Consider the following 22950-nt stretch of genomic DNA (forward strand, 5'->3'; position numbering starts at 1 on the left):
ACGATGGATTTAATCAGAATAGCCAAAGCGCAACTCGCTTATGGTACGCATCCGTTACTAGATGATGCTGATGCAGTTATTGAGTCGGGTGAGCGTGTATGTATTGTTGGTCGTAACGGTGCAGGTAAATCAACATTACTTAAAGTACTTGATGGCCAAGTTATCTTGGATGATGGTGAAATAAACCAACTAAGTGGTATACGAATTTCGCGTCTAGAGCAAGATCCACCAAAGGGGGCTGCAGGCTCAGTATTTGATTATGTAGCGCAGGGTATGCCAGATATTGCTAACTTATTGATTGAATATCACCAAGTTAGTAATCAGATGCAAACAGACTATAACGATAAGTTACTAAATAAGTTAGAGCGCTTATCAAATCAATTAGAAACAGTTGACGGCTGGCGTTTTGATACGCGTATTCAACTTGTGTTATCGCGCCTAGAGCTAGATCCAGAGGCTAAACTTGAATCATTATCAGGCGGTTGGTTACGTAAGGTTGCTTTAGCAAGGGCCCTAGTTAGTGAGCCTGATTTATTGCTACTTGATGAGCCTACCAACCACTTGGATATGAGTAGTGTTATTTGGCTCGAGCAATTTTTAAAAGAATTTAAAGGCGGTATCGTTTTTATTTCTCACGACCGTGCGTTCATTCGCGCAGTAGCTACTCGCATTCTTGATTTAGACCGCGGAAAACTGATTTCATATCCGGGTGATTATGCAACATACCTTGAACAAAAAGCGCATGATTTAAAGGTAGAAGAAACGCAAAACGCGCTATTTGATAAACGCTTAGCCGAAGAAGAAGCGTGGATCCGCCAAGGTATAAAAGCCCGTAGAACACGTAATGAAGGACGCGTTCGCGCATTAAAAGAGTTGCGTAAAGAGCGCAAGCAGCGAGTAGAGCAGGTTGGTAAAACAGATTTCAACATTGAAACTGCTGAGCGTTCAGGCAAACTTGTTTTTGAAGCGAAAAACATAAGTCATGCATTTAAAGACAAAGTGATCGCTAAAGACTTCTCTACACTTGTTATGCGTGGCGACCGTATTGGCCTTGTAGGCCCAAATGGTATAGGTAAAACAACACTGCTTAAAATTTTATTTGGTGACTTAACACCAGATAGCGGAAGTGTTAAGCAAGGTGTTAATTTAGAATTTGCCTATTTTGACCAATATCGTCAAAAGCTTGATGAAGAAGCCACAGTACAAGACAACGTAGCTGAAGGTAAGCAAGAAGTGATGATGGGCGGGCGCTCACGTCATGTACTTGGTTACTTACAAGACTTCTTATTTCCACCGGCAAGAGCCCGCACACCTGTAAAAGCACTCTCTGGTGGTGAGAAGAACCGCTTGTTACTTGCAAAGCTATTTTTAAAGCCGTCTAATATTTTGGTACTCGATGAGCCAACCAATGACTTAGATATCGAAACATTAGAATTACTTGAAGATATTATTAACCAATATCAAGGTACCGTGCTTATTGTTAGCCATGACCGCGAATTTATAGATAATACCTGTAATTCAGTCTGGGCATTTGAAGGTGATGGTAAGATTACCGATATTATTGGTGGCTACAGTGACTATGAGGCTTATGCTGCCTACTTAGTTGAGCAAGAGAAACAACAACAGCAACAAACTAAGCAAGAAAAACCCGTGGTGCAAAACCAAGATAAACCACAAAAGAAAAGTAATAAACTCTCTTACAAATTAAAACTTGAATTAGAGGAATTACCCAGTAAAGTGGAACAACTTGAAAAAGCGCTCGATGCTCAGCAAGTTGTGGTCAATGACCCTGACTTTTTTAAGCAAGATGCTGCAATTACATCAGAAGCATTGAACCATTTAGCCCAGTTAGAGTCTGAGCTTGAAGCCGCTTTTGAGCGCTGGGAAGAACTCGAAGATTTAAAGAATCAGTAGTAAGGATTAAAATGAAATATAAATTACTCGCTGCCAGTATTTTAGCTACTCTAAGTACCTCAGCGATGAGCGCGACCTATAAATTAGAAGAGTTAGGTGGTCTGGAAGGCTCTAAGCATAATTATATAACGGATGTTAGTGAAAACGGTCATATCATTGGTCTTGCAAATGGTACCTATAAACTACCTGTAGACGTTTCTTATATCGATTTTGATGCAAGCAACATTAAAAACGCCTACGACCGAGAAAAAGCGCGATTTGAGTCAATTGACAAAGAAATTACGTTTACATTAGATGATATCCAAAATAACGATGCAGTGAATACCAATGCTGATGCACACGCATTTATGATTTGGTTTTTATCTACTGATAGTCGTCCTAATGATTCTGAGTATCAAAAAATATCGAGTGCAATTGCCACTACTTATACTGCTGAAGGGTCTCAAGAGCAGGTTTTATTTGATGAAGCATCGCTTGATTATGATGGCTTAACTCGCTCAACATCAAACCTTCTATCTGCTGTTGCTGACGATGGCGTGATGGTGGGCTGGGGCAGTGCGCCTTACGAAAAGACCGCCTTTACCCAAACAGATGAAACCGAAGAAGAAACTCACTTCTTACGTGACTTTATAAGTCGCGGTATTGTTATTGGTGCTAATGGTGTCGAAGTACCTTTAGTTCCTGAATTTGATGAGCACGGTGGTATTAGTGCCGCATATGACATAGTCAAAACCAATAGTGGCTACGAAGTAGTAGGTACCGTATCTACCGGTATTCCAGTTGATCCTCAAGATGATATTGACGATCGTTGCGATAACGAAGATGAGCCAGTTTCAGATTGTGTTGAAACGCTTAATCGTAGCTTTAGTACGGGTATTTTCGATAAACGAGCCGTTAAATGGACCTTGGATAACGACCTAAATATTATCAATACGGAAATATTTGGCTTAGGTCTTACGCCAAAAGATGACGAAGATTTTGCATTTAGAAGCAGCGCTTTTGTCATTAATGAAAATGGGGTAATAGCTGGTACTTCAGATGTTCGCTATAAAGATCGAGATATTCGTATCACTATGCCGGTTATTTTTGAGAATGGTGAAGTAAAAGAGTTTCTTGACCAAGAAGATGATTGGACCTCGGGTCAGCCTTTAGCTATCAATAATGACGATGTTGTGGTTGGTTATGCAACCAAAAGAATCGAAGGTACAAACCGTACTAAATTTTTCTATTACGACAAGAAAAGTGACAGTGTTGTTTTCCCGACAGATTATTTCTCAAGTTCTAGCTCAATCGCTAATGACATAAATGATAATGGTGTGATTGTTGGTGAGGGTGAAACCGATATCTACAATACGTCTACACGTCGTCGTGAAGGCTTTATGTACACTATCGGTGAAGATAAAGTCGTAAATTTAAACGATTTATTACCTTGCTATGAAGAAGATGGTGAAACACGATTTAAATACGTTGTTGCTGAAGCCAAGTCGATTAACAACAATAATGAAATATTTGGTGTTGCTACCAAAACGGTAGAAAAAACAGATTCATTCGGTAACACGGTAGTCGATCTTAACGGTAATGTTGAATATGAAAGTATTGCAGTACCTGTTAAGTTGACACCAATTAGTGGTTCAATTGAAGAGTGCCCTGCAGAAGAAGTTGAGCAATATGAGCGTCAGTCTGCAAGCTTCCCTTGGTATGCATTAATCTTGTTACCATTTGCAGCGGCACGTCGCTTTTTTAAAGCAAAGTAGCGTAAAAAATAACTTTTCAACTACATTAAAAAACCCAGCTTACAGCTGGGTTTTTTGTCTATACTCATATTTGAATTGTCAGTTTTTTATTTTTGATGTCGATGTAACCATGCTTTTCTTACAGAGCGCTTCCAAAGCATATCTGTTACGAAATAGCCAAGTATAGCCGCGGCTGTTGCACAAATAAGTGAACCAACTAAGAAAGCCGGACCAATGGTTGTTAAGCTTTCTAAAAACCATTGCCAGCTAGGCTCAAAATGGAAGTGTTGTGTAGGTTGCGCTAAGGCAATTGTTCCAACAATATACGAGCAGTAAAAAATAGGAGGCATTGTCAGTGGATTTGTGATCCACACCGTAGCAACAGAAATAGGCAAGTTTACACGAAATGGAATGGCCAGGGCGGCTGCTAGAACCATTTGAAAAGGAACAGGGATGAAAGCAAAAAATAAACCTACAGCAAATGCTCCTCGAGCAGAACGGCGATTTAAATGCCATAAATTGGCATCATGTAATAAACGGCCAAAAATTCTTAAGTATTTATGATCTCTTACCTTGTTGTGATCAGGTAAAAACCGTTGGATCGTTTTCTTAGCCATTTAAAGCAACCATTTACATCTGTTTGGTTATGCAGTGGTTTTATATTGGGTTGTTTTATTACCCTTTATACAGCAAACACTGCAGTGTTTTATCTAATAAGTTTTGCTGTTATTTTAGCAGCTGCCTATTTTAAGCCTTTTTTGCCAATATTGTCAGGGTTTATTTGCGGTATTTTTTTAGTATTTTTTCATTACTTAGTCTTTTATTCTCAAAGCGAATGCGACTTAAGACCTAAAAAACCAGTAATTGCTAATTTTCAAGTGATTTCAATACACTCAGCCCAGTCTCCTTTCTACGTTAAAGCAAGCCTGAAAAGCATACAGGGGTGCAGTCTCTCTAAATTAAAACCACCTTTAGCAATGATTAGTGTTAGCACAGCGCAAAAACTGATGGTTGGTGATGAAGTGAGTGCGCGAATAAAGCTTAAGCCGTTTAGAAGCGTAAAAAATTATAATAGTTTTGATCGTGAACGACATGCGTTTAGACAAAGACTTTTTTATAAAGGGCGCACAGTTTCTAAAATACAGATAGAAAATCAGACTGGTAAACCTACTAGTACTGAGGTATATCGCAATTATATATCGACTATAACTACTGGCAGCCAATTACAATGGCTTTACTATGCTTTGCTAACTGGCGATAAAAGCAAAATATCGCAACAAAATAAACAACAACTACGTGAATTAGGTATAAGCCATCTCTTGGCAATCTCAGGACTACACATCGGGCTTGTATATGCAATCGGCTTTTACTTTAGTAAATATATCACCCGTATAATGCGAATACCTGTGTCTCAAACCCGTCAGATTAATAGTTGGTTTATGCTGATAGGTTTTTGTTTTGCAGCTACCTATGTATATCTAAGTGGTTTTGCCGTGTCAGCAGTGCGCGCATTGTTGATGTTAGGCTGTTTGCTATTTATCTACATCTTAAATAAGAATCCATTGCGATGGCGAACAATTCTTTATGCTCTTACACTAGTGCTGATTATTGATCCATTTACGTTATTAAACCCCGGTTTGTATTTTAGTTTTATTGCTGTTGCTATTATTTTTCTTGTTATTCGAAGCTCTCTTGGCAAAAACTTAGGTTTTTACAGACGTGTTATACAGCTTGGCTTAATACAATTAGCGTTATTTATAGGCCTGTTGCCATTGTCACTGTTTTACTTTGATGGCGTAAGTACGATTGGCTTGCTGGTAAATTTAGTCGCTGTGCCAATAATTAGTGTCATTGTTTTACCATTCTTAGTTTTGTACAGTTTTTTATCCTTACTTTTAGATTTACCGCTACTTTTATATGGCTTAGATTTTGTTTTAAATTACCTTTATCAATCGATAATGTTAGTCCCAAAACAATGGCGCTGGCTTGAGTTCGCATTTGTTGAGTTCAATACCTTAGTTTTGATTTACAGCACTCTGTTATTGTTTCTTTGTTATCCTTATCGAGCATTTGCCATTATTCCTGTATTGATTGTAACTTTTGATTGGCTTTTGTCGCCGAAAAGCACTTTTCAGTTAGATGTATTTGACGTTGGTCATGGCTTAATGGTGATGCTCAGCAAAGAAAATAAGGCGGTGGTCTATGATTTAGGGCCACGTTATTTTGGTCGATATGACTATATTCAGTCAGTTTTATTAGCAAACATAAATGCGCTTAAGCTTGAGGTGATTGCCACTATAGTAAGTCATCAAGATAATGACCACATTGGAGGTCTTCACTCTTGGAATGAAAATGGCTTTGGAGCAACGTTAAAGTATTTTCATCCGCATGGCGTGAATGCTCGTTGTGAGCCAAAGCTTTTAAAAATCGGCAATGTTAGTTTAACTAGCTTTAGTATGCCTGGTGATAATAACAATGATCAATCTTGCATTTTGAGGGTGAAGTCGGGTGAGTATATTGTGTTATTAACCGGCGATATTTCTGCTGAAGCAGAGCAACAACTCATTACCAGGCTCCCAGACCTGCAAGCGACAGTACTCGTCAGCCCTCATCACGGTAGTAATACATCGTCAAGTCAGGCGTTTATTGAGCAGGTGCGGCCTAAACTGGTTATCCACTCAAGTGCATACCAAGGGCAGTGGCAGTTTCCTCACCCTGAGGTTGTAAAACGTTATCAAGACCGTGATATAGCGCAGTTAAGTACAGCAGACAGTGGCCATATTAGAATCAAATTCTATAACGATACCTTTTTAGTTGAATCAGCTCGCGAGCATGAAAGTTACTGGTTCGAACAAGATTGACGTTTTGTTTTTACCCCCATAAGGCTACAATAGTCGAAGTCTATGAATAAGAGAGTGTTATGGATCAAACTACATCCCAAATTTATAAGCGATTAATCAGTTATGTGGGTGATTATAAATTAATCGCGTTTTTCGCCATTGTTGGCATGGTTGGCTATTCTGCCATGGATGCACTGTTTATCAATTTAATGAAACCTTTTATTGATGAAGGCTTAAATGCTCGTAATACTGATGTATTAACTTATGCACCATTCGTTGTTATCGCGTTAGTGCTTGGTCGAGGCATGTTTAATTACATGTCATCTTACTGCTTGAGTTATGTTGGCTCCCAAGTTGTTAGAACTCTTCGCCAACAATTATTCGAACATATATTACATTTACCTGTGTCTTTTCATGACAAAAATTCTAATGGTGATTTAATTTCTAAAATCACTTTCGATACAGAGCAAGTACAACAGGCAATTACTAAAGCGCTGTTAATTGTGGTGAGAGAAGGGGCGTTTGTTGTTTTTTTACTTTTCAATATGTTTTATACAAGTTGGAAGTTATCGCTGATTTTCTTGGTTATTATTCCGCTGGTGGCAGTGATTGTTGCATTTGTATCGAAACGCTTTCGGATGATCTCTAAAAAAATTCAATCTGCGATGGGGCAAGTTACTCGTAGTTCAGAGCAGATGCTCTCTGGGCATAAAGTAATCCACGGATTTGGTGGTCAGCAGCAAGAGATTGCTCAGTTTTCAGCGATTAATAACCATAATCGTCAGCAACGCATTAAAATGGATGCAACAAAGGCGTTAAGTGTTTCGGTTATTCAGATCTTAGCTGCGAGCGCAATGGCAGTGATTTTATGGGTCGTGTCAATGCCATCAATGATAGACACAATCAGCTCTGGTGATTTCGTATTACTAATATCATCAATGATGATGTTATTACGTCCACTTAAGCAACTTTCAAATGTAAATAGTGACTTACAACGTGGTATTTCTGCAGCACAAAGTATCTTTTTGGTACTTGATGAAGATGTAGAAAAAGACACTGGCACCTATAGTATTGATAAAGTGACAGGGCACATTGAAATAAACAACGTTACTTTCAAATACCCAACTAAAGATGAACCAGTTTTGAAAAACTTGTCGCTAACGATTAATGCCGGCGAAAGCATTGCATTAGTGGGGCGCTCTGGTTCTGGTAAATCGACCATTTCAAATTTATTGCCACGTTACTATGAACTAGAAGGTGAAAGTGAAATTTTACTCGATGGTGTCAATATCGCTGACTACAAGCTAACGGATCTTCGTAAGCAATTTGCATTGGTTTCACAGCAAGTGGTGTTATTTAACGATACTATTGCAAATAACATATGCTATGGCCTTGAACGTGAACTCAGTAATGAAGAGTTAATGGCGGTTGCCAAACAAGCCCATGTTTGGGAATTTGTTAAAGACTTGCCAGAAGGTTTAAATACCATGGTGGGTGAAAACGGCGTGATGTTATCTGGCGGTCAGCGTCAACGTATCGCGATTGCACGTGCCATTTTAAAAGATGCACCTATTTTAATTCTCGATGAGGCGACATCAGCTCTCGATACTGAGTCTGAAAAGCTGATCCAGCATGCACTTGATAGCTTAATGAAAGAAAAAACATCAATTGTGATAGCACACCGTTTATCAACAATAGAAAACAGTGATTGTATTTATGTTATTGATCATGGTCAGGTTATCGAAAAGGGCACGCATAGCGAGCTGCTTGAAAAAGACGGCACCTATTCCGCTCTTTGTAAAATGCAATTTGGTGAGCAGTAGTGAGTGTTATTGAAAAAAGCTGGTATAAAAGACCAGGTTTACTCAGTGTTTTACTCTTACCTTTGAGTGTGCTTTTTTGGCTAATCTCAACACTTCGTGTATTGCTATACAAGCTTAATATTCTGAAGGCTTTTAAAGCGCATGTACCTGTTATAGTGGTTGGTAACATAGGTGTGGGTGGCAACGGCAAAACGCCATTTGTAATATGGCTTGCTGAGTTCTTAAAACAACAAGGTTTAAAAGTGGCGGTGATCAGTCGTGGTTATGGTGGTCAGTCTGACTCGTATCCATTGTTAGTTACTGATGAGACGACTACAACACAAGCGGGTGACGAACCTGTACTTATTAGACGTCGTTTAGGTTGTGTTGTTATGGTTGGACCTGACCGTCAAGCCAGTATTAAAAAATTAGAACAGCACGATATTGATGTCATCATTTCTGATGATGGTATGCAACATTACAAAATGGCCCGAGATATAGAATGCTGTATTGTTGATAGTGAACGCCAGTTTGGTAACGGTTTATTAATGCCAGCAGGTCCACTTCGTGAAACCAAAGCGCGCTTAAAATCGGTTGATTTAGTTATTGAAAATGGCGGCAATGCACAAAGCCGCTATGATTTAGCATCGAGCCCATTTCGAACCGTGAGTGATTCAAAACTCGCCAATTCAGTTCAAGATAAAGGCCACGCCGTCAGTGCTATTGGTAACCCGAAACGCTTTGAGATAAGTCTAGAGCAGCAAGGCATTAACTTGCTATCGACCCATCATTTTCGTGATCACTATGCCTACCAAGCAAGTGACTTTACCATGTTTGGTGATGACGCTGTTTTTATGACAGAAAAAGATGCAGTTAAATGCTTTAGCTTTGCCAAGCCAAATTGGTATTATTTGCCTGTTGATGCAAAGCCGACAACAACGGTTATCGAAAAACTAAATTTATTATTAAAACAAAAAGGGATCCTCAATGGCCTTTGATACAAAATTACTTGAAATTATCGCCTGTCCAGTGTGTAAAGGTAAATTACGTCTTGATAAAGAAAATCAAGAGCTGATTAGTACAGCAGCGAAACTTGCTTATCCAATCAAAGACGATATCCCAGTGCTTTTAGAAAATGAAGCACGTGAACTAAGCCAAGAAGAGGTTGATAAGTGGAATTCGTAGTTGTAATTCCTGCCCGTTACGCATCGACACGTTTACCAGCTAAACCACTTGCTGATATATGTGGTAAGCCAATGATCCAACATGTTTATGACAAAGCAGTTGCTTCAGGCGCATCACACGTTTATGTTGCCACCGATCATCAAGCAGTATTTGACGCTGTTAGTGAGTTTACAAGTAATGTTCTAATGACGCGTGAAGATCATCAATCAGGGACAGAACGTTTAGCTGAAGTTGTTGAACAACTCCAACTTGAAAGTGATACCATTGTCGTTAACGTGCAAGGTGATGAGCCTTTATTAGCTAGTGAAAATGTCTCGCAAGTGGCTAAACTGCTCGCTGATTCTGACGCGCCTATGGCAACATTGAGCACAAGTATTGATGATATCGACGATATATTTAACCCTAATTGTGTAAAAGTGGTTAGCGATGCGCACAACAATGCAGTGTATTTTTCGCGTGCAACCATTCCTTATCATCGTGATGCGATGATGAGTAATCAAACTGATAAAATCAATCTTGATGATTATGCCCGCCATATTGGTATTTATGCTTACCGAGCAGGGTTTATTACTCAATATATTGAGCTGCCAGAATCTCCGTTAGAAGTCCGTGAATCTCTAGAGCAGCTTCGTGTGCTTTATCATGGTTATAAAATCAAAATAGCTAAGGCATTATGTGCTCCACAAGCAGGTGTAGACACGCCAGAGGACTTAGCCCGCGTCATTGCAGTGCTGAGTAAATAACCAATGCACGATGTAAATACAGTTCATCTTCATGCAAGTGAAGATGACTTTTTTGTATTTTATAAACCAGCAGGTGTAAGCTTTCATAGTGAAGAATGTGCTGGTTTTGTTGTACTTGCAGAGCAACTTGTAAACGAAAAACTATATCCTGTACATCGCCTTGATAAAGTCACCTCGGGTTTAATTATTTTAGCCCGTCACAAAGAAGCAGCAGCAGAGTTCACTGCACTATTCAGTGCCCATCAAGTGCATAAATTTTATCTTGCACTCAGTGATGCAAAACCAAAGAAGAAACAAGGTTGGATAAAAGGGGATATGGAAAAAAGTCGTCGGGGCGCTTTTAAATTGCTAAAAAGCCAAACCAACCCGGCTGTTACCCGCTTTTATTCAAAAAGTATTCGCCCTGGGCTACGTGCCTACCTATTAAAACCTTTTTCGGGTAAAACACATCAACTAAGAGTCGCGATGAAAAGCTTGGGTGCGCCAATTCTTGGTGATAGCACGTATGCAGGAAGTAAAGACGAGCGCACAAATTTGCATGCTTATGCACTACAATTTAGCTATAAAGGGCAGCTTAAAGAGTATCGATGCGATTACACTTTGGGTGCTCATCTCAATGAAGTTTTTAACTCAGACGAATTCAAAGAGTGGACAGCTCCTTGGACGTTGGATTGGTAAATGAAAGAAACAACACAAGACATCCGTTTTGGTGGCATTAAACGTTTATATGGTCATCAGCAATTTGATTGGTTACAACAAGCACATTTTTGTGTCATTGGTATTGGTGGTGTAGGTAGTTGGGCCGCTGAAGCGCTAGCTCGCACGGGTGTAGGACAACTAACCTTAATAGATCTTGATGATATTTGTGCAACTAATGTTAATCGTCAAATCCATGCTATGACTGGCACCGTAGGTGAAGCAAAAGTTGAAGCGATGAAAACACGTTGTGAGCTGATAAACCCAGACATCAAAATTAATGTTATTGATGACTTTATAACGCTAGATAACATTCGTGAGCATATTCAAGGCTTTGATTATGTGATTGATTGTATTGATGCAGTGAAAGAAAAGGCCGCGTTAATCGCACATTGTAAGCGTATAAAATTACCCGTTATTACAACCGGTGGCGCAGGCGGACAAACTGATCCGAGCCAAATTAGCTTTGGTGATGTAGCTAAGACAACCCATGATCCTTTGCTTGCAAAAGTACGGTATATTTTGCGAAAACAGTACAACTTTAGTAGCAATCCAAAGCGTAAATTTAACGTAGATTGTGTTTATTCAACTGAACAGCTTGTATATCCAACCTCTGAAGGTGAAGTTTGCCAAGCAAAACAAGGCGCAGATGGTTCAATGAATATGGATTGTAACAATGGTTTTGGCTCAGCCACAATGGTAACAGGAAGCTTTGGCTTTTTTGTCGCAGCCAAAGCAATCAGAAAATATTTAGATAAAAAACAGCGTTCTTTATAACATTTAGCGGTTTTGCTCAGCCATGGTTTGAATTTTATCAACCATGGCTTTGATGCCATTGCCGCGAGAAGGGCTTAAATGGCTAATTAGACCGAGTCGTTCAAATTCATCATAGGCATTTATTTGTGCTGCTTGTTCCGGTGTTAGACCATTGTATAAGGCTAAAATTAAAGCCAATAGTCCTTTAACGATACGGGTATCTGAATCACCAGCTAAAACAAGGCTATTTTCTGTATGATCAAAGTCGATATATAGCCACACTTTACTTTCGCAGCCTTTAACTAGGGCATCATCTACTTTAAGCACTTCTGGCATAACTGGTAATTGCTTACCTAATAGCATTATCTGGCGGTATTTTTGCTGCCAACCTGCAGCTGTTTCAATGTTTTTACTAACGGCTTCAAACGTTGAATTCATAACTTATCCAAATTTAATCTAATAACTCAATACTGCTTTTAAGAGCATCAATAAACGCATCTACATCATCTTTATTGTTATATAACGCAAAGCTTGCTCTTACTGTACCAGGAATGTGCAAATGGCTCATTATAGGTTGTGTGCAATGGTGGCCACTGCGCACGGCAACGCCAAACCCATCAAGCAGAGTGGCTAAATCGAAGGGATGTTCATCGCGATAATTAAAACTAATGTTACCGATGTTATGTATTTGGTTTGAATAGATATTAATACCATCAATAGCTGATAATTGTTTTATCGCATAGTCAAAAACTGTATGCTCATGTTGACGCATTTGCTGAAAATCTAACGATGTTAAATACTTTATTGCCTCACTAAAGGCGATTACACCCGCAATATTAGGTGTTCCTGCTTCAAATTTACCCGGTGCATCCCGAAAAGTGCTTTGCGTGAGGCTCACTGTTTCGATCATTTCGCCACCGGTTTGATAAACATCGAGCGAATTTAACAGTTCAAATCGGCCATATAGACCACCTAAACCTGTCGGCCCGAGCATTTTATGGGCAGAAAATACGTAAAAGTCACAAGAAATTTCTTTTAGATTAGGGCGTAAATGCATCGCAGCCTGCGCACCATCAATGACAGAAATAGCATTAATGGCTTTACATGCTGTAATGATAGGCGCTAAATCAGTGATATTACCTAATGTATTTGATGCATGAGTAACAGCAACTACCTTAGGCTGATACAGTTTTATAAACTCACAGCACTTTACGCTATCAATGACCAAGTCATCTTCAATAGGTAAAATAATCAGTTTTGCACCGGTACGCTGTGCTAGTTGTTGCCATGGCACTATGTTGGCGTGATGTTCAATCGCAGAGATTGCAATTTTATCGCCTGGTTTAAGCCGAGAAGCCAGACCATTTGCGATTAAATTAATCGATTCAGTCGCTCCTTTGGTCCACACTAACTCATTGGCTTTAACAGAAAAATAATCTGCAAGTAGCGTTCTGGTGTGTTCATATTGGCGGGTCGCGTTTTCACTGAGTGTATGACGGCCACGATGCACATTGGCATTCTCATGACTATAAAAACGGGCAAGGGCATCAATAACTGCTTGTGGCTTTTGTGAGGTCGCTGCTGAGTCTAAATACACCAGAGGCTGCTCATTAACCGTTTCATTCAGTAATGGAAAGTCAGCGCGTATTTTTGCAATATCGAACATGGAAGGCCTTAAGCTACGAGAATGCGACGATTTTAATTACTTTGCACAAATAGACAAGTGCAGGGCAACAAAAAAGGCCGCATAGCGGCCTTTTTTAAACGCAAATTCGTATTAACGCTTGTCTGTTGGTACGTAATCGCGTGAAGTTTCACCAGTGTATAACTGACGAGGACGGCTGATCTTGTGACCAGGTTGAGAAAGCATCTCATCCCAGTGAGAGATCCAACCAACAGTACGTGACATTGCAAAGATTACAGTGAACATGCTTGTTGGAATACCGATAGCTTTTAAGATGATACCTGAGTAGAAGTCTACGTTAGGGTAAAGTTTCTTCTCAACGAAGTATGGGTCTTCTAGTGCAATTTGCTCAAGCTTCATTGCGATATCAAGAAGTGGATCTTGAATATTTAACTCAGCTAGTACTTCGTGACATGTTTGACGCATTACTGTCGCACGTGGATCGAAGTTTTTGTATACACGGTGACCGAAGCCCATAAGACGGAATGGATCTGACTTATCTTTTGCTTTAGCAACGTATTCGTCGATACGGTCTACTGAACCGATTTCTTCTAACATGTTAAGACATGCTTCGTTAGCACCACCGTGCGCAGGACCCCATAAAGATGCGATACCAGCCGCGATACACGCGTAAGGGTTTGCACCTGATGAACCAGCTAAACGTACAGTTGAAGTTGAAGCGTTTTGCTCGTGGTCTGCGTGAAGCATGAAGATTTTATCCATTGCTTTAGCAAGAACAGGGCTAACTTTATATTCTTCAGCAGGTACTGAGAACATCATGTGTAAGAAGTTTTCAGCAAAGCTTAAATCGTTACGCGGGTGTACAAACGGTTGACCTACGTTGTATTTGTAAGCCATAGCAGCGATTGTTGGTAACTTAGCTATTAGTTTGATTGCACTAGTTTTACGTTGTGTCGCATCAGTGATGTCTAAATCTTCGTGATAGAAAGAAGATAAAGCACCTACAACACCACATAGCATCGCCATAGGGTGAGCATCAAAACGGAAACCTTGGAAGAAGTTTGCGATTTTAGTATCAAGCATAGTGCTATGCGTGATTTCTTTTGCAAACTCATCGTATTGTTCTTTAGTTGGTAATTCGCCGTTTAACAGTAAGTAGCAAACTTCGATGTAGTTAGACTCATCAGCTAGTTGCTCAATTGGGTAACCACGGTGTAGTAATACACCTTTACCGCCGTCGATATAAGTGATTGAAGATTCACAAGAACCGGTCGACATGAAACCTGGGTCGTAAGTGAAGTAGCCATGAGAACCTAACGTACGTACGTCGATTACGTCTTGGCCAGCAGTGCCTTGGTAAATTGGAAGTTCGATTGGATCAAGACCATCAATATGGACCGTGGCTTTATTATCCGCCATCTATTTATCTCCTATTAAGATAACAACTCTGATTGTTATGTTCTGAATCTGTTTAAGCACATTCTTTTCATTTTAACGTGAAAGAGGGGTGTAAAGTCAATTTTTATAAACATTATGCATAAATGGATAATAAATATTCTGCCAGGATTAAATATTATACCATTGGCTAATTCGCAAACGACTCTTACTAAACAAGAATTGTAAAAAGACCTTTGGCTATATATACTATCCAAGGTTTTATACCGTATTGTCTGTAGGTAAACTTTATTTTTACATTTAAGTTTTGCATAAGTGTGAACTTTTTGTGTATCAACACGGTTTACTTAGATAGTTCCATCGAAATTCATTTTGATGGGTTTAGAAAAACAAGTAGATGAGCTCCTAAGTGGGCAAGATGGGCAAGTAACTGTGAAAAAGCAAAGACCTGTAAATCTAGATCTAACAACTATATCTATGCCGGCAACGGCTAAAGCATCAATTCTTCACCGCGTCACCGGTGTGGCACTATTTTTTGCTTTAACGTTTGTCATTTGGGCTTGGTCTGAGTCTCTTTCTTCTCCAGAAGGTTTTGAATTCGTCAAGGGTCTGTTCAGCGGATTCATTGCCAAATTCATAGCGTGGGGTACCATTTCTGTGTTGGCATATCACCTAATCGGTGGTGTTCGTCACATCATTATGGATATGGGTCACTGGGAAGAACTTGAATCAGGTAACTTCAGCGCTAAAGTTGCGATGGCTTTAGGTGTTGTAGCTGCAATTCTAGCAGGAGTGTGGATATGGTTTTAAATCAAGCAACTCTTAAACGTGATGGTGTACAAGATTTTGTATCACTTCGTACAACAGCATTAATAATCAGCGCATATGCGATTTTTATTATCGGCTATTTTTTATGTACACCAGAAGTCACTTTTGAAGCCTGGCAAGGCCTATTCTCTAATCTAGCAATGAAAGGGTTTACACTAATTGCCCTTGTTTGCATTATGGTTCACACCCGTATCGGTCTTTGGCAAGTTCTAACTGACTATGTCAAAAATGCGAAATTACGTGCTGTTTTAGGCTTTGTATTAAACCTTATGGCCGTTGCTTACGTAGCAATTGGTCTAATCGTTTTATGGGGTGTTTAAGTGAATTATTCTGTTCGTGAATTTGACGCAGTAGTAATTGGTGCAGGCGGCGCGGGTATGCGCGCAGCACTTGCTATTACTGAATCAGGCAAAACCTGTGCACTTATCTCTAAAGTTTTCCCTACACGTTCTCACACTGTGTCAGCACAAGGCGGCATTACTGTTGCGTTAGGTAACTCGCATGAAGATAACTGGGAATGGCACATGTACGATACTGTTAAAGGTTCTGATTTTATCGGTGACCAAGACGCTATCGAATATATGTGTAAAACAGGCCCAGAAGCTATTACTGAATTAGAAAACATGGGCTTACCATTTTCTCGTTTTGAAAATGGCCGTGTTTATCAACGTCCTTTCGGCGGTCAGTCGAAAAACTTTGGTGGTGAACAAGCAGCACGTACTGCAGCAGCAGCTGACCGTACGGGTCACGCACTGTTACACTGTCTTTACCAGCAAAACGTTAAAAACAAAACAAACGTATTTTCAGAGTGGTATGCACTAGATTTAGTTAAAAACAGCGATGGTCATGTTGTTGGTTGTACAGCAATCGACATTGAATCAGGCCAAGTTGTTTACTTCAAATCAAAAGCCGTTGTTTTAGCAACAGGTGGTGCAGGTCGTATCTACGCATCAACAACTAACGCACACATCAATACAGGTGACGGCGTTGGTATGGCAACCCGTGCTGGTGTTGCATTGCAAGATATGGAAATGTGGCAATTCCACCCAACAGGTATCGCAGGCGCTGGTGTACTAGTAACTGAAGGTTGTCGTGGTGAAGGTGGTTACCTTCTAAACAAAGACGGCGAACGCTTCATGGAACGTTACGCGCCAAATGCTAAAGACTTAGCATCTCGTGACGTTGTTGCTCGTTCAATGATGACTGAGATCCGTGAAGGTCGTGGTTGCGATGGTCCTTACGGTCCACATATCAAGCTTAAACTTGACCACTTAGGTGAAGAGACGCTTAATTTACGTCTTCCTGGTGTATGTGACCTTGCGAAAACATTCGCACACGTTGACCCAGCTAAAGAACCAATTCCAGTAATTCCAACATGTCACTACATGATGGGTGGTGTACCAACTAACGTAAATGGTCAAGCATTACAAATCGATGCAAATGGTCAAGAGAAAGTAGTTGAAGGTTTATTCGCTGTGGGTGAAATTGCCTGTGTATCTGTACACGGTGCTAACCGCCTAGGTGGTAACTCACTTCTTGACTTAGTTGTGTTCGGCCGTGCAGCTGGTAACTTCTTAGGTAAATACCTAAATGGTGTTGAAGCAGGTAAAGATGCGTCTGAATCAGACCTTGAAGCATCTCTTGCGCGCTTCAACCGTTGGGAAAGCTCTAAAGCTGGCCAAGGTGAAGACCCAGTTCAAATTAAGAAAGACCTACAAATGTGTATGCAGCTTAACTTCTCGGTATTCCGTGAAGGTGATGCAATGGCTACAGGTCTTAAAGAACTTAAAGAAATTCGTGAACGTCTGCAGTACGCTCGTCTAGACGACAAGTCAACAGAGTTCAACACTGCGCGTATCGAATGTCTAGAGTTAGACAACTTAATGGAAACAGCTTACTCAACTGCAGTAGCTGCAAACTTCCGTACAGAAAGCCGTGGTGCACATTCTCGTTTTGACTTCCCAGATCGTGATGACGATAACTGGTTATGTCACTCTATCTTTAACCCAGTTACAGATGAAATGACAAAACGTGAAGTAAACTACGCGCCGAAACTGCGTGAAGCTTTCCCACCTAAAGCACGTACATACTAGGAGCGAGACGATGGCACAAGTACAATTTTCCGTTTATCGTTACAATCCAGATGTTGATAATGCACCACGTATGCAGGACTTCACGCTAGAAACGCAAGAAGGCCAAGATATGATGGTATTGGATGCTCTAATGCAATTAAAAGAGCAAGATCCAACATTATCATTCCGTCGTTCATGCCGTGAAGGTGTGTGTGGTTCTGACGGTATCAACATGAATGGTAAAAACGGTTTAGCATGTATTACTCCTTTATCAACGCTACTTAAAGGTGGCAAAGGTAAAATCGTAATTCGTCCATTACCTGGTTTACCTGTGGTACGTGACCTTGTTATTGACATGAGTCAGTTCTACACTCAATACGAAAAAGTTAAGCCTTATCTAATTAATGACACGCCAGCGGCGGGTGAGCGTCTTCAATCTATCGAAGAACGTGATAAGTTAGATGGCTTATATGAGTGTATTTTATGTGCATGTTGTTCTACATCGTGTCCTTCGTTCTGGTGGAATCCAGACAAGTTCATCGGTCCTGCGGGTCTTCTTCATGCGTATCGTTTCTTGGCTGATAGCCGCGATACAGCGACTGAAGAGCGTCTTGCAGATCTTGACGATGCGTTCAGCGTGTTCCGTTGTCACAGTATTATGAACTGTGTTAGCGTGTGTCCTAAAGGTCTTAATCCGACTAAAGCAATTGGACAAATCAAATCAATGCTTTTAAACCGCGCTGTTTAAAGCTTGAATATGTAAGGTGGTTAAGTGATTAACCACCTTGTTTTTACAACAATTAATTTCTGCGCTAAAGAAAAGGGCTTATAAATGCACGAAGGTGTGATGAAGGCATGGCTAGAATCTTCTCACTTAAACGGCGGAAACGTTGCTTACGTAGAAGAGCTTTATGAAGCGTACTTAGATGATGCGACTTCTGTGCCAGAAGAATGGCGAGAAGTGTTCGAACAATTACCAAAAGTAGATGGTGTGGATGTTGACGTAAAACATTCAGAGGTTCGTTCACAATTTGCGGAGCTTGCTAAAAACAAGCATAGAGAAGTAGTGGTAGCAGAGGGTGGCTCTGGCGATCCTAAACAGGTCAAAGTGCTACAACTTATTAATGCTTTCCGTTTCCGTGGTCACCAAAATGCTAACCTAGATCCATTAGGTATCTGGGAACGCGAACGAGTTCGAGATCTTGAACTTGAATACCACGATTTATCTGAAGCTGATTTTGACCGTGAATTCAATGTGGGTTCGTTTGCCGTAGGTCGCGACACCATGCCTTTAGGTGAGCTATACCAAGCACTTAAGACCACGTATTGTGGGTCAGTTGGTGCAGAGTATATGCACATCACTTCAACTGAAGAAAAACGTTGGTTACAACAGCGTTTAGAATCAGTGCAATCACGTCCAACGTTCTCTAAAGAAGAAAAGCTACGTATCCTTAAAGGATTAACAGCTGCAGATGGCCTTGAAAAATATTTAGGGGCTAAGTTCCCTGGTGCAAAACGTTTCTCACTTGAAGGTGGTGATGCGTTGGTACCAATGCTTAAAGAACTAATTCATCGTGCAGGTGAAAGCGGACAAAAAGAAGCTGTTATTGGTATGGCTCACCGCGGTCGCTTGAACGTGCTAGTGAACGTTTTAGGTAAAAACCCATCAGAATTATTCGATGAGTTCGCTGGTAAACACAAAGATACTTTAAGCTCAGGTGATGTTAAATATCACATGGGTTATTCATCTGACTTCGCTACAAAGGGTGGCAATGTGCATATGGCACTTGCGTTTAACCCATCTCACCTTGAAATCGTTAACCCAGTAGTTATGGGTTCGGTACGCGCTCGTTTAGACCGTTTAGGTGATAAGTCAGGTATTAAAGCATTACCAATTACTATTCACGGTGACTCTGCAATCGCAGGTCAAGGTGTTGTTCAAGAAACATTTAACTTATCGCAAACTAATGCATTTAGTTGTGGTGGTAGTATCCGTATCGTGGTAAACAACCAAGTTGGTTTTACAACGTCAAAACAAGCGGATGTTCGTTCTACACCATACTGTACTGACATTGCGAAAATGGTTCAGGCACCTATTTTCCACGTTAATTCTGACGATCCAGAAGCGGTTGCATTTGTTACTCAAATCGCACTTGATTTCAGAAATCAATTCAAGCGTGACGTTGTAATTGATTTAGTATGTTATCGCCGTCATGGTCATAACGAAGCGGATGAGCCGAATGCGACTCAACCACTTATGTACCAGAAAATCAAAAAACACCCAGTTCCACGCCTAATTTATGCTGACCAACTTGTGTCTGAAGGTTCATTTACAGAAGATGAAGTCAAAGCACTTGCTGATGAGTACCGTAACGGTCTTGATGGCGGTAACTGTGTTGTTGAAGAAATTCAACCAGAAACATCTCACTCTTCAGATTGGGCTAAATTCGTTGGTCACGATTGGGATGTTGAGTACGATGCAAAACTTTCTGTTGAAAAACTAAAAGAACTTGGTGAAAAAGTATCAAGCTACCCAGAGAGCCACAAAGCTCAGTCGCGTGTTAAGAAAATTTACGACGACCGTAAGCTAATGGCATCAGGTGAAAAACCGCTTGATTGGGGTATGGCTGAAACGCTAGCTTATGCTTCACTTGTAGATGCGGGCACAGATATCCGTTTAACAGGTCAAGACTCAGGCCGTGGTACTTTCTTCCACCGTCATGCTGTTATCCATAACCAAAAAGATGCATCAACCTACTTGCCGCTGCAAAACATCAGCGAAAAACAAGGTTCATTTGAAGTATACGACTCAGTACTTTCTGAAGAAGCGGTACTTGCATTTGAATATGGTTACGCAACAGCTGAACCAACTTCACTTGTAATGTGGGAAGCACAATTTGGTGACTTCGCTAACGGTGCACAAGTTGTATTTGACCAATTCTTAAGTTCTGGTGAACAAAAGTGGGGCCGTTTATGTGGTCTTACATGTTTACTTCCACATGGTTATGAAGGTCAAGGCCCAGAGCATAGCTCGGCACGTCTTGAGCGTTTCTTACAATTGTGTGCTGATCACAATATGCAAGTGTGTGTGCCTTCAACACCAGCGCAAGTTTATGCAATGCTTCGTCGTCAATCTGTACGTCCTTTACGTCGTCCATTGATTGTTATGACACCTAAGTCACTACTTCGTCATCCGCTGGCAACTTCAACACTTGAAGAATTATCTGAAGGTGTGTTCCACAATATGATCGATGAAATCGATGATATTGCAGCAGATAAAGTAGAACGCGTTGTATTCTGTAGTGGTAAAGTTTATTACGAGTTACTACAAGAGCGTCGTAAACAAGAATTAAATAACATTGCTATTGTTCGTGTAGAACAATTATATCCATTCCCACACGCTGAGATGGATACAATCATGCAACGTTACCAACACGTTAAAGATTTTGTTTGGTGTCAAGAAGAGCCGCAAAACCAAGGTGCATGGTATTGTTCTCAACATCATTTTGTTGATGCAATTCCTGAAGGTGCTAAATTAACTTACGCAGGTCGTAAAGCATCAGCATCACCAGCGTGTGGTTACATGTCAGTGCATAATAAAGAACAACAAGCGCTCGTTGCAGACGCGCTTACTATTGAAAAGAAAGGATAAGCAATGAGCACAGAAATTAAAGTTCCTGTACTTCCTGAGTCGGTTGCTGATGCTACTGTTGCAACATGGCACGTAAGTGTTGGCGACAAAGTAAGCCGCGACCAAAACTTGGTTGATATCGAAACAGATAAAGTTGTTTTAGAAGTTGTTGCACCAAACGATGGTGTAATCACTGAAATTTCACAAGAAGAAGGTGCAACGGTACTTGGCGAGCAAGTAATTGCATTACTTGGTGATGCAGATGCTGCACCAGCAAGTGACGACTCTGCCAAAGAATCTGCACCAGCAAAATCAGAAGACGCGCCAGAGGCGCAATCAGCACCAGCATCAGAAGGTAAAGAAGTGGACATTAAAGTACCTGTACTTCCAGAATCAGTCGCAGACGCGACAATTGCTACTTGGCATGTTCAACCAGGTGAAGCGGTAACTCGCGATCAAAACCTAGTTGATATCGAAACTGATAAAGTTGTTCTTGAAGTGGTTGCTCAAGAAGACGGTATCATGGGTGAGCACATTCACGCTGAAGGCGAAACAGTACTTGGTGAGCAAGTAATTGGTACAGTTAAAGCGGGCGCAGCACCAGCTAAAGCACCTGCAGCAAAAGCTGAAGAGGCTACTGCAAGCGAATCAAATGATAGCTCTGATGTGTTAACACCATCAGTTCGTCGTTTAATCGCTGAGAAAGGTCTTGATGCATCTAAAATCAAAGGCACAGGCAAAAACGGTCGTGTGACTAAAGAAGATGTTGATACATTCTTAAAAGCACCTGCAGCAGCACCAAAAGCTGAAGCAGCGCCAGCAGCACCTATGGGTGACCGTACACAAAAACGTGTTCCTATGACACGTTTACGTAAAACTATCGCTAATCGTCTTCTTGAAGCGAAAAACTCAACTGCAATGTTAACTACATTCAACGAAGTTAACATGAAGCCAATCATGGATCTTCGTAAGCAGTATCAAGAAGTGTTCGAAAAGCGTCATGGTATCCGTTTAGGTTTCATGTCTTTCTACGTGAAAGCAGTTACTGAAGCACTTAAGCGTTTCCCTGAGGTGAATGCATCTATCGATGGTGATGATATCGTTTATCATAACTACTTCGACATCAGCATTGCGGTTTCAACTCCACGTGGTCTTGTTACACCAGTTCTTAAAGACTGTGACAAGCTATCAGTGGCAGAAATCGAAAAAGGTATCCGTGAATTAGCACTTAAAGGTCGTGACGGTAAACTATCTATCGAAGATATGACTGGTGGTAACTTCACAATTACTAACGGTGGTGTATTCGGTTCATTACTTTCTACACCTATCATCAACTTGCCACAGTCTTCAATCTTGGGTATGCATAAAATCCAAGATCGCCCAATGGCTGTTAATGGTAAAGTTGAAATCTTACCAATGATGTATTTAGCGTTATCTTACGATCACCGCCAAATCGATGGTAAAGAATCAGTAGGCTTCCTAGTAACAATTAAAGAGTTACTTGAAGATCCAACTCGTTTACTACTAGATGTTTAATTTGGTTGTATAAAAACTAAGCTGTGAACCCTGTTCACAGCTTTTTTTTTGCGCCTTTGGTCTAACTGGGGTTTTCATGTGGAGCCTTGGGATTTATACTAAGTGCGCAATTTGGGATAGCTGTTTATTTTGCATAAATATTCAGCTCTTTTAGTATAAAAAATTGGATAAAGC

Annotated in this window: 19 protein-coding genes; 15 read left to right on the forward strand and 4 right to left on the reverse strand. The window is 40.5% G+C overall.

Annotation, left to right across the window (positions count from 1 at the left end; genetic code table 11):
• Positions 1-3: 3 nt before the first annotated feature.
• Positions 4-1914 carry an ABC transporter ATP-binding protein gene (locus QL229_RS15605; RefSeq protein WP_135924787.1) on the forward strand — a complete coding sequence of 637 codons (1911 nt, stop codon included), beginning with the start codon at positions 4-6 and terminating at the stop codon, positions 1912-1914.
• 11 nt (positions 1915-1925) lie between these two features.
• Positions 1926-3668, forward strand: a complete 1743-nt coding sequence (locus tag QL229_RS15610; protein ID WP_138557571.1) for a DUF3466 family protein — start codon at positions 1926-1928, stop codon at positions 3666-3668.
• Between the two features lie 86 nt (positions 3669-3754).
• On the opposite strand, the gene QL229_RS15615 is transcribed toward QL229_RS15610, so the two are convergent.
• Positions 3755-4264, reverse strand: coding sequence for a DUF2062 domain-containing protein (locus QL229_RS15615; RefSeq protein WP_135924782.1), 510 nt, complete (start codon positions 4262-4264; stop codon positions 3755-3757).
• 360 nt (positions 4265-4624) lie between these two features.
• On the opposite strand from QL229_RS15615, the gene QL229_RS15620 reads away from it, so the two are divergent.
• The 7 genes from QL229_RS15620 to tcdA are packed head-to-tail and all read left to right on the forward strand — an operon-like array spanning position 4625 to position 11690.
• Positions 4625-6508, forward strand: a complete 1884-nt coding sequence (locus QL229_RS15620) for a DNA internalization-related competence protein ComEC/Rec2 (RefSeq protein WP_138557570.1) — start codon at positions 4625-4627, stop codon at positions 6506-6508.
• 59 nt (positions 6509-6567) lie between these two features.
• A complete protein-coding gene (gene msbA, locus QL229_RS15625; protein WP_135924777.1) occupies positions 6568-8310 on the forward strand; it encodes a lipid A export permease/ATP-binding protein MsbA in 1743 nt (580 codons plus the stop codon).
• Positions 8310-9287: a tetraacyldisaccharide 4'-kinase gene (gene lpxK, locus QL229_RS15630; protein WP_138557569.1), complete on the forward strand. Its 978-nt coding sequence runs from the start codon at positions 8310-8312 to the stop codon at positions 9285-9287. Before msbA ends, lpxK begins: the two co-directional genes overlap by 1 nt.
• Complete coding sequence (locus QL229_RS15635) at positions 9277-9474, forward strand: Trm112 family protein (RefSeq protein WP_036968654.1); 198 nt, start codon at positions 9277-9279, stop codon at positions 9472-9474. The genes lpxK and QL229_RS15635 overlap by 11 nt, the downstream gene beginning before the upstream one ends.
• On the forward strand, positions 9462-10217 hold the full coding sequence (gene kdsB / locus QL229_RS15640) for a 3-deoxy-manno-octulosonate cytidylyltransferase (protein ID WP_138557568.1): 756 nt from the start codon (positions 9462-9464) through the stop codon (positions 10215-10217). Before QL229_RS15635 ends, kdsB begins: the two co-directional genes overlap by 13 nt.
• A 3-nt stretch (positions 10218-10220) precedes the next feature.
• Positions 10221-10895: a TIGR01621 family pseudouridine synthase gene (locus tag QL229_RS15645; protein ID WP_138557567.1), complete on the forward strand. Its 675-nt coding sequence runs from the start codon at positions 10221-10223 to the stop codon at positions 10893-10895.
• Complete coding sequence (gene tcdA / locus QL229_RS15650) at positions 10896-11690, forward strand: tRNA cyclic N6-threonylcarbamoyladenosine(37) synthase TcdA (protein WP_138557566.1); 795 nt, start codon at positions 10896-10898, stop codon at positions 11688-11690.
• A 3-nt stretch (positions 11691-11693) separates the two neighbouring features.
• Here the strand turns inward: tcdA and QL229_RS15655 are convergent, their stop codons facing one another.
• From QL229_RS15655 to QL229_RS15665, 3 genes are all read right to left on the reverse strand, one after another.
• On the reverse strand, positions 11694-12107 hold the full coding sequence (locus QL229_RS15655) for a SufE family protein (RefSeq protein ID WP_135924768.1): 414 nt from the start codon (positions 12105-12107) through the stop codon (positions 11694-11696).
• Between the two features lie 13 nt (positions 12108-12120).
• Complete coding sequence (locus QL229_RS15660; RefSeq protein ID WP_138557565.1) at positions 12121-13335, reverse strand: SufS family cysteine desulfurase; 1215 nt, start codon at positions 13333-13335, stop codon at positions 12121-12123.
• Positions 13336-13446: 111 nt separating this feature from the next.
• Positions 13447-14733 (reverse strand): citrate synthase, encoded by a 1287-nt coding sequence (locus QL229_RS15665; RefSeq protein WP_135924762.1) that lies wholly within the window; start codon positions 14731-14733, stop codon positions 13447-13449.
• A 408-nt stretch (positions 14734-15141) separates the two neighbouring features.
• Between QL229_RS15665 and sdhC the strand changes: the two genes are divergently transcribed.
• From sdhC to odhB, 6 genes are all read left to right on the forward strand, one after another.
• Positions 15142-15519 (forward strand): succinate dehydrogenase, cytochrome b556 subunit, encoded by a 378-nt coding sequence (gene sdhC / locus QL229_RS15670; protein WP_075593614.1) that lies wholly within the window; start codon positions 15142-15144, stop codon positions 15517-15519.
• On the forward strand, positions 15510-15857 hold the full coding sequence (gene sdhD / locus QL229_RS15675; RefSeq protein WP_135924759.1) for a succinate dehydrogenase, hydrophobic membrane anchor protein: 348 nt from the start codon (positions 15510-15512) through the stop codon (positions 15855-15857). Before sdhC ends, sdhD begins: the two co-directional genes overlap by 10 nt.
• A complete protein-coding gene (gene sdhA, locus QL229_RS15680) occupies positions 15858-17630 on the forward strand; it encodes a succinate dehydrogenase flavoprotein subunit (RefSeq protein WP_135924757.1) in 1773 nt (590 codons plus the stop codon).
• A gap of 10 nt (positions 17631-17640) precedes the next feature.
• On the forward strand, positions 17641-18357 hold the full coding sequence (locus QL229_RS15685) for a succinate dehydrogenase iron-sulfur subunit (RefSeq protein ID WP_135924754.1): 717 nt from the start codon (positions 17641-17643) through the stop codon (positions 18355-18357).
• A gap of 84 nt (positions 18358-18441) precedes the next feature.
• Entirely contained in the window at positions 18442-21261 is a 2820-nt protein-coding gene (locus QL229_RS15690) for a 2-oxoglutarate dehydrogenase E1 component (protein ID WP_135924751.1), read from the forward strand.
• Positions 21262-21264: 3 nt separating this feature from the next.
• Positions 21265-22776: a 2-oxoglutarate dehydrogenase complex dihydrolipoyllysine-residue succinyltransferase gene (odhB, locus tag QL229_RS15695; protein ID WP_135924749.1), complete on the forward strand. Its 1512-nt coding sequence runs from the start codon at positions 21265-21267 to the stop codon at positions 22774-22776.
• Positions 22777-22950: the final 174 nt, after the last annotated feature.

This window comes from Pseudoalteromonas sp. PAR1, from assembly GCF_947311895.1.
GTDB lineage: Bacteria > Pseudomonadota > Gammaproteobacteria > Enterobacterales > Alteromonadaceae > Pseudoalteromonas > Pseudoalteromonas lipolytica_C.

Bases quoted from the DNA above. Each gene is read 5' to 3' on its own strand.
- odhB (WP_135924749.1), top strand. From the start codon at position 21,265: ATGAGCACAGAAATTAAAGTTCCTGTACTTCCTGAGTCGGTTGCTGAT.
- sdhD (WP_135924759.1), top strand. From the start codon at position 15,510: ATGGTTTTAAATCAAGCAACTCTTAAACGTGATGGTGTACAAGATTTT.
- tcdA (WP_138557566.1), top strand. From the start codon at position 10,896: ATGAAAGAAACAACACAAGACATCCGTTTTGGTGGCATTAAACGTTTA.
- QL229_RS15620 (WP_138557570.1), top strand. From the start codon at position 4,625: ATGATTAGTGTTAGCACAGCGCAAAAACTGATGGTTGGTGATGAAGTG.
- QL229_RS15660 (WP_138557565.1), bottom strand. From the start codon at position 13,335: ATGTTCGATATTGCAAAAATACGCGCTGACTTTCCATTACTGAATGAA.
- QL229_RS15665 (WP_135924762.1), bottom strand. From the start codon at position 14,733: ATGGCGGATAATAAAGCCACGGTCCATATTGATGGTCTTGATCCAATC.
- QL229_RS15690 (WP_135924751.1), top strand. From the start codon at position 18,442: ATGCACGAAGGTGTGATGAAGGCATGGCTAGAATCTTCTCACTTAAAC.
- QL229_RS15635 (WP_036968654.1), top strand. From the start codon at position 9,277: ATGGCCTTTGATACAAAATTACTTGAAATTATCGCCTGTCCAGTGTGT.
- QL229_RS15655 (WP_135924768.1), bottom strand. From the start codon at position 12,107: ATGAATTCAACGTTTGAAGCCGTTAGTAAAAACATTGAAACAGCTGCA.
- msbA (WP_135924777.1), top strand. From the start codon at position 6,568: ATGGATCAAACTACATCCCAAATTTATAAGCGATTAATCAGTTATGTG.
- QL229_RS15615 (WP_135924782.1), bottom strand. From the start codon at position 4,264: ATGGCTAAGAAAACGATCCAACGGTTTTTACCTGATCACAACAAGGTA.
- QL229_RS15685 (WP_135924754.1), top strand. From the start codon at position 17,641: ATGGCACAAGTACAATTTTCCGTTTATCGTTACAATCCAGATGTTGAT.
- QL229_RS15610 (WP_138557571.1), top strand. From the start codon at position 1,926: ATGAAATATAAATTACTCGCTGCCAGTATTTTAGCTACTCTAAGTACC.
- QL229_RS15645 (WP_138557567.1), top strand. From the start codon at position 10,221: ATGCACGATGTAAATACAGTTCATCTTCATGCAAGTGAAGATGACTTT.
- QL229_RS15605 (WP_135924787.1), top strand. From the start codon at position 4: ATGGATTTAATCAGAATAGCCAAAGCGCAACTCGCTTATGGTACGCAT.